At 59.1% G+C, this 13,637-nt stretch carries 11 protein-coding genes, 4 tRNA genes and 1 riboswitch; of the genes, 6 read left to right on the top strand and 9 right to left on the bottom strand.

All coding sequences use genetic code 11. From position 1 onward, the window contains the following. Positions 1–104 precede the first annotated feature (104 nt). The 3 genes from RGM2987_RS14935 to RGM2987_RS14925 all read left to right on the top strand — a co-directional run bounded on the left by RGM2987_RS14935 (position 105) and on the right by RGM2987_RS14925 (position 2,981). Positions 105–1,688: an aldehyde dehydrogenase (NADP(+)) gene (locus RGM2987_RS14935; protein WP_245142472.1), complete on the top strand. Its 1,584-nt coding sequence runs from the start codon at positions 105–107 to the stop codon at positions 1,686–1,688. A gap of 113 nt (positions 1,689–1,801) precedes the next feature. Continuing rightward, on the top strand, positions 1,802–2,548 hold the full coding sequence (locus RGM2987_RS14930) for a FadR/GntR family transcriptional regulator (RefSeq protein WP_245142469.1): 747 nt from the start codon (positions 1,802–1,804) through the stop codon (positions 2,546–2,548). Further along, positions 2,517–2,981 (top strand): hypothetical protein, encoded by a 465-nt coding sequence (locus RGM2987_RS14925; protein ID WP_245142466.1) that lies wholly within the window; start codon positions 2,517–2,519, stop codon positions 2,979–2,981. Before RGM2987_RS14930 ends, RGM2987_RS14925 begins: the two co-directional genes overlap by 32 nt. 121 nt (positions 2,982–3,102) lie before the next feature. On the opposite strand, the gene RGM2987_RS14920 is transcribed toward RGM2987_RS14925, so the two are convergent. After that, a tRNA-Arg gene (locus tag RGM2987_RS14920) sits at positions 3,103–3,179 on the bottom strand. A 527-nt stretch (positions 3,180–3,706) separates the two neighbouring features. Here RGM2987_RS14920 and RGM2987_RS14915 point away from each other — a divergent pair. Beyond that, positions 3,707–4,033, top strand: a complete 327-nt coding sequence (locus RGM2987_RS14915) for an Arc family DNA-binding protein (RefSeq protein ID WP_245142464.1) — start codon at positions 3,707–3,709, stop codon at positions 4,031–4,033. A gap of 193 nt (positions 4,034–4,226) precedes the next feature. Here the strand turns inward: RGM2987_RS14915 and mgtE are convergent, their stop codons facing one another. Beyond that, positions 4,227–5,669 carry a magnesium transporter gene (gene mgtE / locus RGM2987_RS14910; RefSeq protein ID WP_245142462.1) on the bottom strand — a complete coding sequence of 481 codons (1,443 nt, stop codon included), beginning with the start codon at positions 5,667–5,669 and terminating at the stop codon, positions 4,227–4,229. A 322-nt stretch (positions 5,670–5,991) separates the two neighbouring features. On the opposite strand from mgtE, the gene RGM2987_RS14905 reads away from it, so the two are divergent. Beyond that, positions 5,992–6,495, top strand: coding sequence for a cell envelope protein SmpA (locus tag RGM2987_RS14905; RefSeq protein ID WP_245142459.1), 504 nt, complete (start codon positions 5,992–5,994; stop codon positions 6,493–6,495). Between the two features lie 40 nt (positions 6,496–6,535). Here the strand turns inward: RGM2987_RS14905 and RGM2987_RS14900 are convergent. The 7 genes from RGM2987_RS14900 to ltaE all read right to left on the bottom strand — a co-directional run bounded on the left by RGM2987_RS14900 (position 6,536) and on the right by ltaE (position 12,497). Next, positions 6,536–6,612, bottom strand: a tRNA-Arg gene (locus tag RGM2987_RS14900). A gap of 72 nt (positions 6,613–6,684) precedes the next feature. Beyond that, positions 6,685–6,761 (bottom strand) — tRNA-Arg (locus tag RGM2987_RS14895). A 107-nt stretch (positions 6,762–6,868) separates the two neighbouring features. Next, positions 6,869–6,959: transfer RNA gene (locus RGM2987_RS14890), tRNA-Ser, on the bottom strand. A 62-nt stretch (positions 6,960–7,021) separates the two neighbouring features. Then, positions 7,022–7,210, bottom strand: coding sequence for a carbon storage regulator CsrA (csrA, locus tag RGM2987_RS14885; RefSeq protein ID WP_003178872.1), 189 nt, complete (start codon positions 7,208–7,210; stop codon positions 7,022–7,024). 184 nt (positions 7,211–7,394) lie between these two features. After that, positions 7,395–8,636 carry an aspartate kinase gene (locus RGM2987_RS14880; RefSeq protein WP_245142457.1) on the bottom strand — a complete coding sequence of 414 codons (1,242 nt, stop codon included), beginning with the start codon at positions 8,634–8,636 and terminating at the stop codon, positions 7,395–7,397. Between the two features lie 89 nt (positions 8,637–8,725). Beyond that, complete coding sequence (gene alaS / locus RGM2987_RS14875) at positions 8,726–11,347, bottom strand: alanine--tRNA ligase (RefSeq protein ID WP_245142455.1); 2,622 nt, start codon at positions 11,345–11,347, stop codon at positions 8,726–8,728. Positions 11,348–11,492: 145 nt separating this feature from the next. Further along, a complete protein-coding gene (ltaE, locus tag RGM2987_RS14870; RefSeq protein WP_245142453.1) occupies positions 11,493–12,497 on the bottom strand; it encodes a low-specificity L-threonine aldolase in 1,005 nt (334 codons plus the stop codon). A 318-nt stretch (positions 12,498–12,815) separates the two neighbouring features. Beyond that, a riboswitch (FMN riboswitch) is annotated at positions 12,816–12,983 on the top strand. A gap of 99 nt (positions 12,984–13,082) precedes the next feature. On the opposite strand from ltaE, the gene RGM2987_RS14865 reads away from it, so the two are divergent. Continuing rightward, positions 13,083–13,592 carry a 6,7-dimethyl-8-ribityllumazine synthase gene (locus tag RGM2987_RS14865; protein WP_245142451.1) on the top strand — a complete coding sequence of 170 codons (510 nt, stop codon included), beginning with the start codon at positions 13,083–13,085 and terminating at the stop codon, positions 13,590–13,592. Positions 13,593–13,637 lie beyond the last annotated feature (45 nt).

Raw genomic sequence — 13,637 nt, 5'->3', positions numbered from 1 at the left:
CCTCAGAAAAAGGGGTACCCAAAGTACCCCTCCCCCTGTGTCGCATCATTTAACCGACTTCGGACAAGCATTCCATGCCCGGTCTGAAGCACACGGAGACCGATATGTTCACTCTTCTTGGCCAAAACTTCATTGCTGGCGAGCGTAGCGCCGACGGCGATAAGAAACTGAGCAGCCTGGATGCAACCACTGGCCAGGCTCTGCCATACGATTTTTTTCAAGCGACAGAAGCTGAAGTAGATCGCGCCGCACTGGCTGCCGAAACAGCCTTCGTTGAATATCGACAGTTGAGCCCTGCACGCCGAGCTGAATTTCTCGAGGCAATCGCCGACGAGATTGATCAACTGGGCGACGACTTCGTCGCCATCGTTTGCCAGGAAACCGCATTACCAGCAGGTCGCATCCAGGGTGAACGAGCACGCACCAGCGGCCAGATGCGCCTGTTTGCAAAAGTGCTGCGTCGTGGCGACTTTCTAGGTGCACGCATTGACCTCCCCCTGCCGGATCGCACGCCACTGCCGCGAGTCGACCTGCGTCAATACCGCATCGGTGTAGGCCCGGTCGCCGTGTTTGGTGCCAGCAACTTCCCCTTGGCGTTTTCTACCGCCGGTGGCGATACCGCGGCCGCCCTGGCGGCTGGCTGCCCAGTGGTGTTCAAGGCACACAGTGGCCACATGGCAACCGCCGATCTGGTGGGTTGCGCCATCGTTCGAGCTGCCGAACGCACCGCAATGCCCAAGGGTGTATTCAACATGATCTTCGGCGCAGGCGTCGGTGAGTGGCTGGTCAAGCATCCAGCCATACAGGCGGTGGGCTTCACCGGCTCCCTCGGCGGTGGGAATGCGCTGTGCAAGATGGCCGCAGAGCGCCCACAACCCATTCCGGTGTTTGCAGAAATGTCGAGCATCAACCCTGTCGTGCTGCTGCCCGGCGCACTGGCGACACGGGGCGAAACAGTGGCAAAAGACCTGGCGGCCTCTGTGGTGATGGGTTGCGGCCAGTTCTGCACCAATCCTGGCCTGGTCATAGGGATCAAGTCCGCGCAGTTCGCGCAATTCCTCGAGCACCTCAAAGGCCAGATGGCGGCTCAAGCACCACAGACGATGCTGAACGCAGGCGGCCTGCGCAACTATTCCAAGGGCCTTGAACACCTACACACCCATCCCGGCATTACACACCTGACCGGCGCCGAGCAGACCGGAAACCAGGCGCACCCACAGTTGTTCAAGGCTGATGTGAGCCTGCTGCTCGAGGGTGATGAACTGTTGCAAGAAGAAGTCTTCGGGCCAACGACGATTGTGATCGAAGTGGCGGACGACCATCAGCTTGAACTCGCGCTCAAATCATTGCGTGGCCAGTTGACCGCCACGCTGATTGGCGAACAGTCCGACCTGCTGCAATACCAATGGCTCATCCCTGTGCTGGAACACAAAGTCGGACGGATATTGGTCAACGGGTATCCCACCGGCGTAGAAGTCTGTGAAGCCATGGTTCATGGCGGGCCATACCCGGCAACGTCGGATTCGCGCGGCACCTCCGTCGGTACCCTGGCAATCGATCGTTTTCTGCGCCCGGTGTGCTTCCAGAATTACCCCGATGCACTGTTGCCACCAGCCTTGCAAAACGCCAATCCACTCAAGCTAAAACGCCTGGTCAATAGCGAGTGGAGCGAAGCCGCTATCGGCTAGCTACTCACCTGTGGCTCAGTTGCCCGGCATGCGGCACAGACTCAGCGCCGTCATGTCGTGCAACAGGCCACAGCGACGTTGAATGACATGACCGCTTACGGACAGGGGCTGATATGGACACCTGCACATTCGAACCAGGGCATCCCCTCCAGCGTCGGCCCAAGGGCTTGAATCAATCAAGAAACCTTTCGTCTGTACTCGCTCAGATCCTGGCCGAGCAGATTACCAACGGCGCACTGGATCGTGGACAGAGAATGCCTCCAGAAGTGCATCTCATGGCTGAACATGGTGTCAGCCGAACAGTCGTGCGCGAAGCTATTTCCAAGCTGCAAACCCGTGGCCTGATCATTACCAGGCACGGCATTGGCTCGTTCGTCAGCGACACTCCTGATTTCGATTCACCCTCTGGTTCAGGCACCTCGTTAGGGGATGTCCTGGCCATCATCGAACTTCGTATCAGTGTCGAAGTGGAAGCAGCAGGCTTTGCCGCTCAACGCCGAAGCCCGCTTCATCTGGCAGGCATGCAAACATCCCTCGAAACTCTGGCGGATCCGACGATCAGCCGCGACGTGGCGGCTGCGGCCGATCATGAGTTTCATCGACAGATTGCCCTGGCGACAGGCAATCGCTACTTCGTCGATATCACCGATCATCTGGGCATCGACCTCATACCCCGCAAAGGTCTGGACAGCGCCGCACTCAATGACGGGGATCGAACCGAGTACAGCTTACGTTTACATCGAGAACATCGAGCGATATATCAAGGCATTGCCGAGGGCGACCCCGCCGCAGCCAAGGCGGCCATGCAACTTCATCTCAGCAATATCCGTGAGCGGCTACGCCACGCCAACCTGCGCTGACGGTCATGAAAGGATGTCCTTTGGCTGCGTTTTTGCTGTTGAACAATGGGCAGCATCAATCGAGGCAGCGGAAATAATCCTCGGCCATTCGCAGGAAAGATGGCAGCGCTGGATTGTCATGGTGATTGCACTGATGGCCCTGGCATTTTTTGGCAAGGGGCTGGCAGCAGTAGGCTGGGCGGTACTGTCCGACACGGCGCCGAAAAACATGGTGGGACTCAGTGGCGGGGTATTCAACGGCATCGGCAATATCGCCGGGATCATTACCCCGGTAGTGATTGGCTACTTCGTTGCTTCGACTGGCTCATTCAACTCAGCTCTGTGGTTCGTTGCAGCTCACGACCTGATCGGAATATTCGGTTACGTCGTTTTGGCCGGACCATTCGAGCGCGTCGTGATTGAACAGCGCATACCATCAAACGACCGCGCCTGACACGGTGGGTCGCCGGGAGAGCGGCTCGCAGATCATGGCGGGCCGGAGCCATTGCTGTACGCCGCCTACTGCCACTGGCAGTTACGCTGTTGCGGCGATTTGGCTGCTGACCTTGAATATATGGTGTCCCAGGGCAGGTTCGAACTGCCAACCTTCCCCTTAGGAGGGGGATGCTCTATCCAATTGAGCTACTGAGACACGAGTCGACCACGAGATACGCGGTGTGCGGGACGGCGTGCATGTTAACGACCCGCCCTGCGTTTGTCATGTTGTCCCTGGCTTTTTAAGTGTAGGCAAATGGTACCGCCTGCCTGCCCCACAACGCCAAAGGTCCGAAGCCGGGTCACCGCTCATCTGTCTTTCGCGGGTTCACGTAGTAAATCGGCCATTTGCCACTATCCTATATAAGACAAGGATGTAAGCGCCTTTGGTTTGATTGCGGTTATCCGCCAGACGGTATGGCACATCGACACGATGTGACGGTCACAAGCTGCGGACGTTTTGGATTTTTCAAACCAGTCCGCAATTTTTGATGAAGGGTACTGGCATAACGCCTTTACGCGGATCAGAATTTGTCACAGAATTGGCGCCAATGATCTGGCCATTTTGAGGCATGATGCGGGCCTCTTAACAATTCAGGTTGAACATTTGGCTGCGGAGCTTGTCCTATCGACATCCTGCGGCCAATCCCGAGAACCGCTCCCCTGAACTAACCGGTTAAATATATGCGCCCATTGAAACAGGCAATTTATTCCAGCCGTACGGCTGACAAGTTCGTCGTACGTCTGCCAGACGGAATGCGGGAACGCATTGCCGAGGTGGCTCGCAATCATCACCGCAGCATGAACTCCGAAATCATCGCGCGCCTTGAGCAAAGCCTCATTCAGGAAGGCGCGTTGGGTGAAGAGTTGAGCATGCGCTTGGACAGCCCGGAGCTGTCATTGCATGAGCGAGAACTGCTTCAACGCTTCCGACAACTGTCTCATCGTCAGCAGAACGCCCTCGTTTCGCTGATCGCTCATGACGCAGAGCAGAACGCAGAAGCATCCTGATCGCACCCAAGCTATTGAAAGCCAGCCTTGTGCTGGCTTTTTTTTGCCTGGGATTTGGGCTCGACTTGGATTTTCGACTGATCCCGTGGCGAGGGAGCTTGCTCCCGCTTGAGGGCATAGCACCCACAAAAATTGGGGCCGCTACGCAGCCCAACGGGAGCAAGCTCCCTCGCCACGATTAATCAGGCTAGCTTCAGAGCAGGAAAACCGTCGCCAACCCTAGAAAAATAAAGAACCCGCCGCTGTCCGTCATGGCGGTAATCATCACGCTGGCTCCCATGGCGGGATCTCGCCCCATGCGGGCCAGGGTCATGGGGATCAGCACCCCCATCAATGCCGCCAGCAACAGGTTGAGCGTCATTGCAGCGGTCATGACCACACCCAACGACCAACTGCCATAAAGCAGATAGGCCACCACGCCGATCACGCCCCCCCAGATCACGCCATTGATCAGGGCAACAGCCAGTTCCTTGCGCATCAAGCGCGAGGTATTACCAGTGCTGACCTGGTCCAGCGCCATGGCCCGGACGATCATGGTAATGGTCTGGTTGCCTGAATTGCCGCCAATGCCGGCCACGATCGGCATCAGCGCGGCGAGCGCCACCAGTTTCTCGATGGAGCCCTCGAACAGCCCGATGACCCGGGACGCGACAAAGGCCGTGATCAGATTGATTGCCAGCCAGGCCCAACGGTTACGCAAGGATTTCCAGACCGAGGCGAAGATGTCTTCTTCTTCGCGCAGACCGGCCATGTTGAGGACTTCGCTTTCGCTTTCCTCACGAATCAGGTCGACCATTTCATCGATGGTCAGACGGCCAATCAATTTGCCGTTCTTGTCGACCACCGGTGCCGAAATCAAGTCATAACGTTCGAACGCCTGAGCCGCATCATAGGCGTCTTCATCCGGGTGAAAGCTCACCGGATCGCTGGCCATGACCTCGGCCACCTGTTTTTCCGGGTCGTTGACGAGCAAACGCTTGATCGGCAGCACGCCCTTCAGCACGCCGTCGTAGTCGACCACGAACAGCTTGTCGGTATGCCCTGGCAACTCCTTCAGGCGACGCAGGTAACGCAAGACCACTTCAAGGCTGACGTCCTCGCGGATTGTCACCATCTCGAAGTCCATCAGCGCGCCGACCTGCTCCTCGTCATAGGACAACGCCGAGCGCACACGCTCACGCTGCTGGCCGTCGAGGGCTTCCATCAGTTCGTGGACAACGTCCCGTGGCAGTTCAGGCGCGAGGTCGGCGAGTTCGTCAGCGTCCATTTCCTTGGCCGCCGCCAGCAACTCGTGATCATCCATGTCGGCGATCAGGGTTTCACGGACCGAGTCGGACACTTCAAGCAGGATGTCGCCGTCGCGATCGGCCTTGACCAACTGCCAGACCGTCAGACGCTCTTCCAGTGGCAAGGCTTCAAGAATGTAGGCGACGTCGGCGGAGTGCAGGTCATCGAGCTTGCGTTGCAACTCGACGAGGTTCTGCCGGTGGACCAGGTTCTCGACCCGGTCATGATGCGGACCCTCCTGGCGATGCGTCAGGTCTTCAACGACCCGCTGGCGATGCAGCAGCTCGACGACCTGAGCCAGACGATCCTGAAGGCTTTCCTGTGTTTTCTTTACTTCAACTTGGGTCATAGGCGAACTCCACTCCCAGCAGTGGAGCACGCCGGAAGATTCAATCAGTCAATTCTTGATTGGCAAAACTAAATATTGAGTAACTACTGGGTAAGTCCATGGAAGTATTCCAAAGCCCCGGCGGGGCTGACGGGCGCAATCATACACCGCTTGACGTTTTAAAACGTTAAAAAATCGTGGCAAGAACAAGCGCTTGCGAGACAAACCTGAACATAGGCTGAACCGTCTCCATACGACGACTTATCCTGAAAAGAAAACACACGCCTCACCGCAAATGCAGCGGCTACCCTTCTGTTTTTCAGCGTCAAGGAGGGCGCCACGGATGCCGACCAACCGCCACCTGCTTCTGCTTGCCAACCTGCTTTGCCTGCCACTATGGGCCGCCGGGCAAACCGTGCATCGCTGCGAAAGCGGCGCGGGACACGTGACATTCACCACCTTGAGTTGCGGACCGGAAGACGTTCTGTCGCTGCAACAGATCCATCCCTATAGCCCGGGCACAATTGCGCCAAAGACCGAATCGATGCTGCCGGAAGCCGAGCATCGGCCAATATCCAGTAATAAAGCCGCACGCAAAGAACCGATCGTGGTCGGCCAGTTCGAAGACCGTTGTGGCAACCTCATCAGCGCCAGGCAACGCCGGGAAGCCATCCTGCAAAAGCGCGTCATCGCGGGCATGAGCCAGCAGGACGTGGAGAGCGCCCTGGGCAAGCCCAACTCGATCAAGACCAGGAATTCGAGCACGCGCTACACCTACAAAGCGAAGAAAGGCCGCAGTGCAGAGATCGTGTTCGACGAGAAAGGGTGCGTAAAAGCCAAATCGTAGACAGCAAAAAGCCCGCAATAAATGCGGGCTTCTTGGTATATGGTGCACTCGACAGGATTCGAACCTGTGACCGCTCGGTTCGTAGCCGAGTACTCTATCCAGCTGAGCTACGAGTGCAGGTTGTGGTTTTATACCAGATCACAACTGGTTGAAGCCAAGTAATTTGCATCGCTGCAAACAACTCTTAAATGGTGCACTCGACAGGATTCGAACCTGTGACCGCTCGGTTCGTAGCCGAGTACTCTATCCAGCTGAGCTACGAGTGCATTTGTTGCCGCGCATTATAGGTCGTCAATTCCTTTTGTAAAGCGCTTTTTTCAGTAATTTCAATCACTTACCGAGCAAGCCAGGTTTTGACGCACTAAACGAATAATGGCGGAGAACGGGGGATTCGAACCCCCGACACCCTTTTGAGGTGTACTCCCTTAGCAGGGGAGCGCCTTCGGCCACTCGGCCAGCTCTCCGCAACACGGGGCGTATATTAACCACCTTCATCCCCGTTTGCAAACATAAAAATCGATAAAAATTAATGGCTTGGTTCGTCGTCCTTCTCTTTCTTGATCCGCAGGTAAATTTCCTCACGGTGCACCGCAACCTCTTTCGGGGCGTTGACGCCGATACGCACTTGGTTTCCTTTGACGCCGAGCACGGTCACGGTGATTTCGCCATCGCCAATAATCAGGCTTTCCGCGCACCGACGAGTCAGAATCAGCATACCTTTCTCCTCACGCAATTCAGTTCAGGGACAACAGTCTGCAAAAAAAGGGGATGGGGCCAACGACCGGAACGGCCGAAGCCCACACGCCTAAGTATTGACTAGCGCGGGCAAAAGAACAGTTTTGGGACGCGCCATTCAAAAAAACAAAGGGCGCGGTCCAACCGCGCCCTCAGGACAACGCTTACTCGCCCTGTCGGGCAGCCGCGTCGAGTTCGAAAGCCGTGTGCAGGGCGCGCACGGCCAGTTCCAGATACTTCTCTTCGATCACCACGGAAACCTTGATTTCCGAGGTCGAGATCATCTGGATATTGATGCTTTCCTTGGCCAGGGATTCGAACATGCGACTGGCCACGCCTGCGTGGGAGCGCATGCCGACACCGACGATCGAGACCTTGGCGATCTTGGTATCGCCGACGACTTCCCGGGCACCGATCTCGCCTGCGGTCTTTTTCAGGATCGCTTCGGCCGACTGGTAGTCGTTGCGGTGTACGGTAAAGGTGAAGTCGGTAGTGTTATCGTGTGAAACGTTCTGCACGATCATGTCGACTTCGATGTTCGCGGCACTGATCGGGCCGAGAATCTTGAACGCCACGCCGGGGGTGTCTGGCACGCCACGGATGGTCAGCTTGGCTTCATCGCGGTTGAAAGCGATGCCGGAAATGATCGGCTGTTCCATGGATTCCTCTTCATCAATAGTAATGAGGGTACCCGGACCCTCTTTGAAGCTGTGCAGGACGCGCAGCGGAACGTTGTACTTGCCGGCGAATTCCACCGCCCGGATCTGCAGCACCTTCGAGCCGAGACTGGCCATTTCCAGCATCTCTTCGAAGGTGATCTTGTCCAGGCGCTGGGCCACGGGCACCACCCGTGGGTCGGTGGTGTAGACGCCGTCCACATCGGTGTAGATCTGGCACTCGTCAGCCTTCAGGGCCGCCGCCAGCGCCACACCCGTCGTGTCGGAACCGCCACGGCCGAGGGTGGTGATGTTGCCGTGCTCGTCCACGCCCTGGAAACCGGCTACGACCACGACGCGACCAGCCTTCAGGTCACCGCGAATTTTCTGATCGTCAATCTGCAGGATACGCGCTTTGTTGTGCGCGCTGTCCGTCAGGATACGAACCTGGTTGCCGGTGTAGGACACCGCCGGCACGCCACGCTTGATCAAGGCCATGGCCAGCAAGGCGATGGTCACCTGCTCGCCGGTGGAAACGATCACGTCCAGTTCACGGGGAACCGGTTGCTGCTCGCCACTGATTTGCTTGGCCAGATCGATCAGACGGTTGGTCTCGCCGCTCATTGCCGACAGCACGACCACCAGGTCATCGCCCGCATCACGGAATTTCTTAACCTTGTCGGCGACCTGTTCGATTCTCTCGACAGTGCCGACCGAGGTGCCTCCAAATTTCTGTACGATCAAAGCCATTTCAAAGCCGCCTCTGCCCGTGAAGGGCGCCCAATAATCACTCAACAGCAACCGGGCTCGCCACTAGACTGCGAGCCCGGGAGGCTGTCTTAAATACCCTGCTCTACAAATGCCACGGTCTGGGCCAGTGCCGCGTCCAGTGCGCCGGCGTCGGTACCGCCGCCCTGCGCCATGTCCGGACGACCACCGCCCTTACCGCCCACTGCCGCAGCGGCCTGCTTCATCAAATCACCGGCTTTGAGTTGGCCAGTCAGGTCTTTGGTCACGCCTGCGACGAGAACGACCTTTTCCTCATGGACACCGCCGAGCAGGATCACTGCGCGGCCGAGTTTGTTTTTCAGTTGATCGACCAGCGCCAGCAGCGCCTTGCCATCCTGGCCATCCAGGCGCGCGGCCAGGACCTTCACGCCCTTGACGTCCACGGCTTGGGCCGACAGATCGTCGCCCGCGGCGCTGGCGGCCTTGGCCTGCAACTGTTCCAGTTGCTTTTCCAGCAAGCGGTTGCGCTCCAGCACAGCCGACAGCTTGTCGATCAGGTTGTCACGGCTGCCCTTGATCAGGCTCGCCGCTTCCTTGAGTTGTTCTTCGGCGCCGTTGAGGTACGCCAGGGCCGCAGCACCGGTGACCGCCTCGATACGGCGCACGCCGGAGGCCACGCCGCCTTCGCTGATGATCTTCAGCAGGCCGATGTCGCCGGTCCGGTTGGCGTGGATGCCACCGCACAGCTCCACCGAGAAATCACCCATGCTCAGCACACGCACGCTGTCGCCGTACTTCTCGCCGAACAGGGCCATCGCACCCTTCTGCTTGGCGGTCTCGATGTCGGTTTCTTCGGTTTCTACCGGGGAGTTCTTGCGAATCTCGGCGTTGACGATCTCTTCCAGTGCCTTGAGCTGTTCCGGCTTGATGGCTTCGAAGTGGCTGAAGTCAAAGCGCAGGCGCTGACTGTCCACCAAGGAGCCCTTCTGCTGGACGTGCTCGCCCAGTACCTGGCGCAGCGCCGCGTGCAGCAGGTGGGTGGCCGAGTGGTTCAGCGAGGTGGCATGGCGCACCTCGGCATCGACATGGGCCGCCACCGGAGCCGCGACCATCAGGCTGCCCGAGGCCAGCACACCATGGTGCAGGAAGGCGCCGCCGGTCTTGGTGGTGTCGCGCACATCGAAGCGCGAATTGCCGGCCTGCAAGTAGCCGCTATCACCGATCTGGCCACCGGACTCGGCGTAGAACGGCGTCTTGTCGAGCACGATCACGCCTTCCTGGCCTTCGCTCAGGATATCGACCGACTGTCCATCCTTATAGATGGCAACGATCTTGGCCGAACCGGTGGTGCCGGCATAGCCGGTGAATTCGGTGGCGACATCAACCTTTACCAGGCTGTTGTAGTCCATGCCGAAGGAGCTGGCGGAACGCGCACGCACCCGCTGGGCTTCCATCTCGCGCTCGAAACCTTCCTCATCGAGGGTCAGGTTGCGCTCGCGGGCGATGTCGCCGGTCAGGTCCATCGGGAAGCCGTAGGTGTCGTACAACTTGAACACTACGTCGCCCGGGACCACGTTGCCCGTGAGTTCGGCCAGGTCCTGCTCGAGGATCTTCAGCCCTTGTTCGAGGGTCTTGGCGAACTGCTCTTCCTCGGCCTTGAGCACGCGTTCGATGTGCGCCTGCTGGGATTTGAGTTCCGGGAAAGCTTCGCCCATCTCGGCCACCAGGGCCGCGACGATCTGATAGAAGAAACTGCCCTTGGCGCCCAACTTGTTGCCGTGACGGCAAGCGCGACGGATGATCCGGCGCAGCACATAGCCACGGCCTTCGTTGGACGGCAGCACGCCGTCGGCAATCAGGAAGCCGCAGGAACGGATGTGGTCGGCGACCACTTTCAGCGAGGCCTGGTTGTCGTTGGTGCAACCGATGGCCTTGGCCGAAGCGCTCAGCAGGCTCTGGAACAGGTCGATTTCATAGTTGGAATGCACGTGCTGCAACACCGCGCTGATCCGTTCCAGGCCCATGCCGGTATCCACCGACGGCGCCGGCAGCGGATGCAACACGCCATCGGCGGTGCGGTTGAACTGCATGAACACGTTGTTCCAGATCTCGATGTAGCGGTCGCCGTCTTCTTCCGGCGAGCCGGGTGGGCCGCCCCAGATGTCGGCGCCGTGATCGTAGAAAATCTCGGTGCATGGGCCGCACGGGCCGGTATCGCCCATGGTCCAGAAGTTGTCGGAGGCGTAAGGCGCGCCCTTGTTGTCGCCGATGCGCACCATGCGCTCGGCCGGGACACCGACCTCTTTGGTCCAGATGTCATAGGCTTCGTCATCGCTGGCGTAGACCGTGACCCAGAGTTTCTCCTTGGGCAGGTTCAGCCACTTGTCGGAGGTCAGGAAGGTCCAGGCAAAAGTGATGGCGTCGCGCTTGAAATAGTCGCCGAAGCTGAAGTTACCCAGCATTTCGAAGAACGTGTGGTGACGAGCGGTATAGCCGACGTTTTCCAGGTCGTTGTGCTTGCCGCCGGCGCGCACGCATTTCTGGCTGCTCACCGCGCGGGTGTAGGCACGTTTTTCCTGGCCCAGGAAGCAGTCCTTGAACTGGTTCATCCCCGCGTTGGTGAACAGCAGGGTCGGGTCGTTGCCCGGAATCAAAGAGCTGGAGGCTACTCGGGTGTGGCCTTGCTCTTCGAAGAAGCGAAGGAAGGCTTCACGGATTTCTGCGCTTTTCATTAGGTTCTTCCACGGAGGCTGCGGCCAAAGGCCTGTGCAAAACGTCGACAGACGAAGCAACGGCAAAGGGCCGCATTATATCGGCCCTTCGCGTGGGGTACAGCGTGTTATGCGATAGAAACTGTCAATTGGGCCGCTTGGACGATCAGTTGTCGGAAAATTCGACGAAAGTGGCGATCACCTGGTCAATTTGCGCACGGCTGACGTCCATGTGCGTGACCATCCGCAAACGTGGCGCTGCACTGAGCTTGATGCCACGTTCAGCGGCAAATGCCTTGACCGCCTCGGCTCGCTCGCCCATTTGCACGTAGACCATGTTGGTCTGCACCGGCTCGACCTCATACCCTGCCGCGCGCAAGCCTTCGGCGAGCCGCTGGGCATTGGCGTGGTCATCGGCCAAGCGCTGGACCTGATGCTCCAGGGCGTACAAGCCCGCCGCCGCAAGGATCCCGGCCTGACGCATGCCGCCGCCGACCATCTTGCGCAGCCGACGCGCCTTGCCGATTAACTCGACGCTGCCGCACAGGACCGAGCCAATGGGCGCGCCAAGCCCTTTGGACAGGCACACCGAGACCGAATCGAAATGCCGGGTGATCTCCCTGGCGTCCACGTTGAGTTTGACCGCCGCGTTGTACAGCCGCGCGCCGTCCAGGTGCAGGGCCAGGCCGTGCTCGCGGGTGAATGCTCGGGCCCGGGCCAGATAGTCCAACGGCAGGACCTTGCCCTGCATGGTGTTTTCCAGGGCCAGCAGGCGGGTACGGGCAAAGTGAAAGTCATCGGGCTTGATGGCTGCAGCCACCTGCGCCAGATCAAGGGAGCCATCGGCCTGCACTTCAAGCGGTTGCGGCTGGATCGAGCCGAGCACCGCCGCCCCGCCCCCTTCGTATTTATAGGTGTGGGCCTGCTGACCGACGATGTATTCATCGCCGCGCTCGCAGTGAGCCATCAACCCCAACAGGTTGCTCATGGTCCCGCTGGGCACGAACAGCGCCGCCGCGAACCCCAGGCGCTCGGCGAGTTCGGCTTCGAGGCGATTGACGGTCGGGTCTTCGCCATAGACATCGTCGCCGGTAGGCGCGCTGGCCATCGCGTCGAGCATGCCAGCGGAGGGCTGGGTGACCGTGTCGCTGCGAAGATCGATAACACTCATGAATCTGGCCTCGGGTTCTGGTGGGGGGACTTCCCTTTCGAGCACCATTACTGCGGGCATGGCGGGAAATAATCAAGGCTGAGCGCAGGAAATTCCGTGGCGAGGGAGCTTGCTCCCGCCCGGCCGGGCTGGCGCTCCAGTGCGAAGCGGCCGTGTGGAATTGGGCCTGCTTCGCAGTCCAGCGGGAGCAAGCTCCCTCGCCACAGGTGCGTCGTGCCAGGCAGTACTGATGTGACTGACCCACCGCTATCGCGAGCAAGCTCGCTCCCACAGGGGTTATGTGTTAAAAAACGTCCGCGGCCACATACCGTGGCGGCAAAACGTTCTCAGGGCGGGGTGCAATTCCCCACCGGCGGTAATTGCACGCAAGGTGCATAGCCCGCGAGCGCTTGGTGGTACACGGCTGCGGCGGTGTAGCGGCAAGGTCAGCAGACCCGGTGTGATCCCGGGGCCGACGGTCATAGTCCGGATGAAGAGAGAACGGGATTGACACCCTAGGGCCGACTGCGGCTGTTGTGCGCGGCGTACCCTTAAATCCCCTTCGATTCATGACGCCCTGTTTTTCACACAAACAGGAACCAGAACATGCAACCCACTGCAATCGACAGCAAAAGCAAAAATCATCCGGGCGAACGCGTTGCGTTCATCCAGGCCTGCTGGCACAAGGAGATCGTCGACCAGAGCCGTAAAGGCTTCGTCGCGGAAATGATCAGCCAGGGCTATCAGGAAAGCGACATCGACTTCTTCGAAGTCGGCGGCGCCTTCGAAATCCCGTTGCACGCCAAGCTTCTGGCCAAGTCAGGCCGTTACGCCGGCATCGTCGCCGCCGGCCTGGTGGTGGATGGCGGCATCTATCGCCACGAGTTCGTTGCCCAATCGGTGATCAGCGGCTTGATGCAGGTCCAGCTGGAAACCGAAGTGCCGGTGTTCTCGGTGGTGCTCACGCCGCATCACTTCCATGCAGGGGAAGAGCACCAGAAGTTCTTCTTCGAGCACTTCGTGCACAAGGGCCAGGAAGCGGCGAAGACCTGCGCCGATACGTTGCACAAGACCCGGGCGTTGCGTCGTAGCGAGCCGCGTGCGGTGGCGGTCTAAACACCGCCGCCCCCTGTAGGAGCGGCTTGCTCGCGAAGGCGGTTT

Source organism: Pseudomonas sp. RGM2987, from assembly GCF_022952855.1.
Taxonomy (GTDB): domain Bacteria; phylum Pseudomonadota; class Gammaproteobacteria; order Pseudomonadales; family Pseudomonadaceae; genus Aquipseudomonas.
This window is presented reverse-complemented; position numbering and strand designations above follow the sequence as displayed.

Coding starts and splice junctions, on each gene's coding strand:
- RGM2987_RS14935 (WP_245142472.1), top strand. CDS start 105: ATGTTCACTCTTCTTGGCCAAAACTTCATTGCTGGCGAGCGTAGCGCC.
- RGM2987_RS14930 (WP_245142469.1), top strand. CDS start 1,802: ATGGACACCTGCACATTCGAACCAGGGCATCCCCTCCAGCGTCGGCCC.
- RGM2987_RS14915 (WP_245142464.1), top strand. CDS start 3,707: ATGCGCCCATTGAAACAGGCAATTTATTCCAGCCGTACGGCTGACAAG.
- mgtE (WP_245142462.1), bottom strand. CDS start 5,669: ATGACCCAAGTTGAAGTAAAGAAAACACAGGAAAGCCTTCAGGATCGT.
- RGM2987_RS14905 (WP_245142459.1), top strand. CDS start 5,992: ATGCCGACCAACCGCCACCTGCTTCTGCTTGCCAACCTGCTTTGCCTG.
- csrA (WP_003178872.1), bottom strand. CDS start 7,210: ATGCTGATTCTGACTCGTCGGTGCGCGGAAAGCCTGATTATTGGCGAT.
- RGM2987_RS14880 (WP_245142457.1), bottom strand. CDS start 8,636: ATGGCTTTGATCGTACAGAAATTTGGAGGCACCTCGGTCGGCACTGTC.
- alaS (WP_245142455.1), bottom strand. CDS start 11,347: ATGAAAAGCGCAGAAATCCGTGAAGCCTTCCTTCGCTTCTTCGAAGAG.
- ltaE (WP_245142453.1), bottom strand. CDS start 12,497: ATGAGTGTTATCGATCTTCGCAGCGACACGGTCACCCAGCCCTCCGCT.
- RGM2987_RS14865 (WP_245142451.1), top strand. CDS start 13,083: ATGCAACCCACTGCAATCGACAGCAAAAGCAAAAATCATCCGGGCGAA.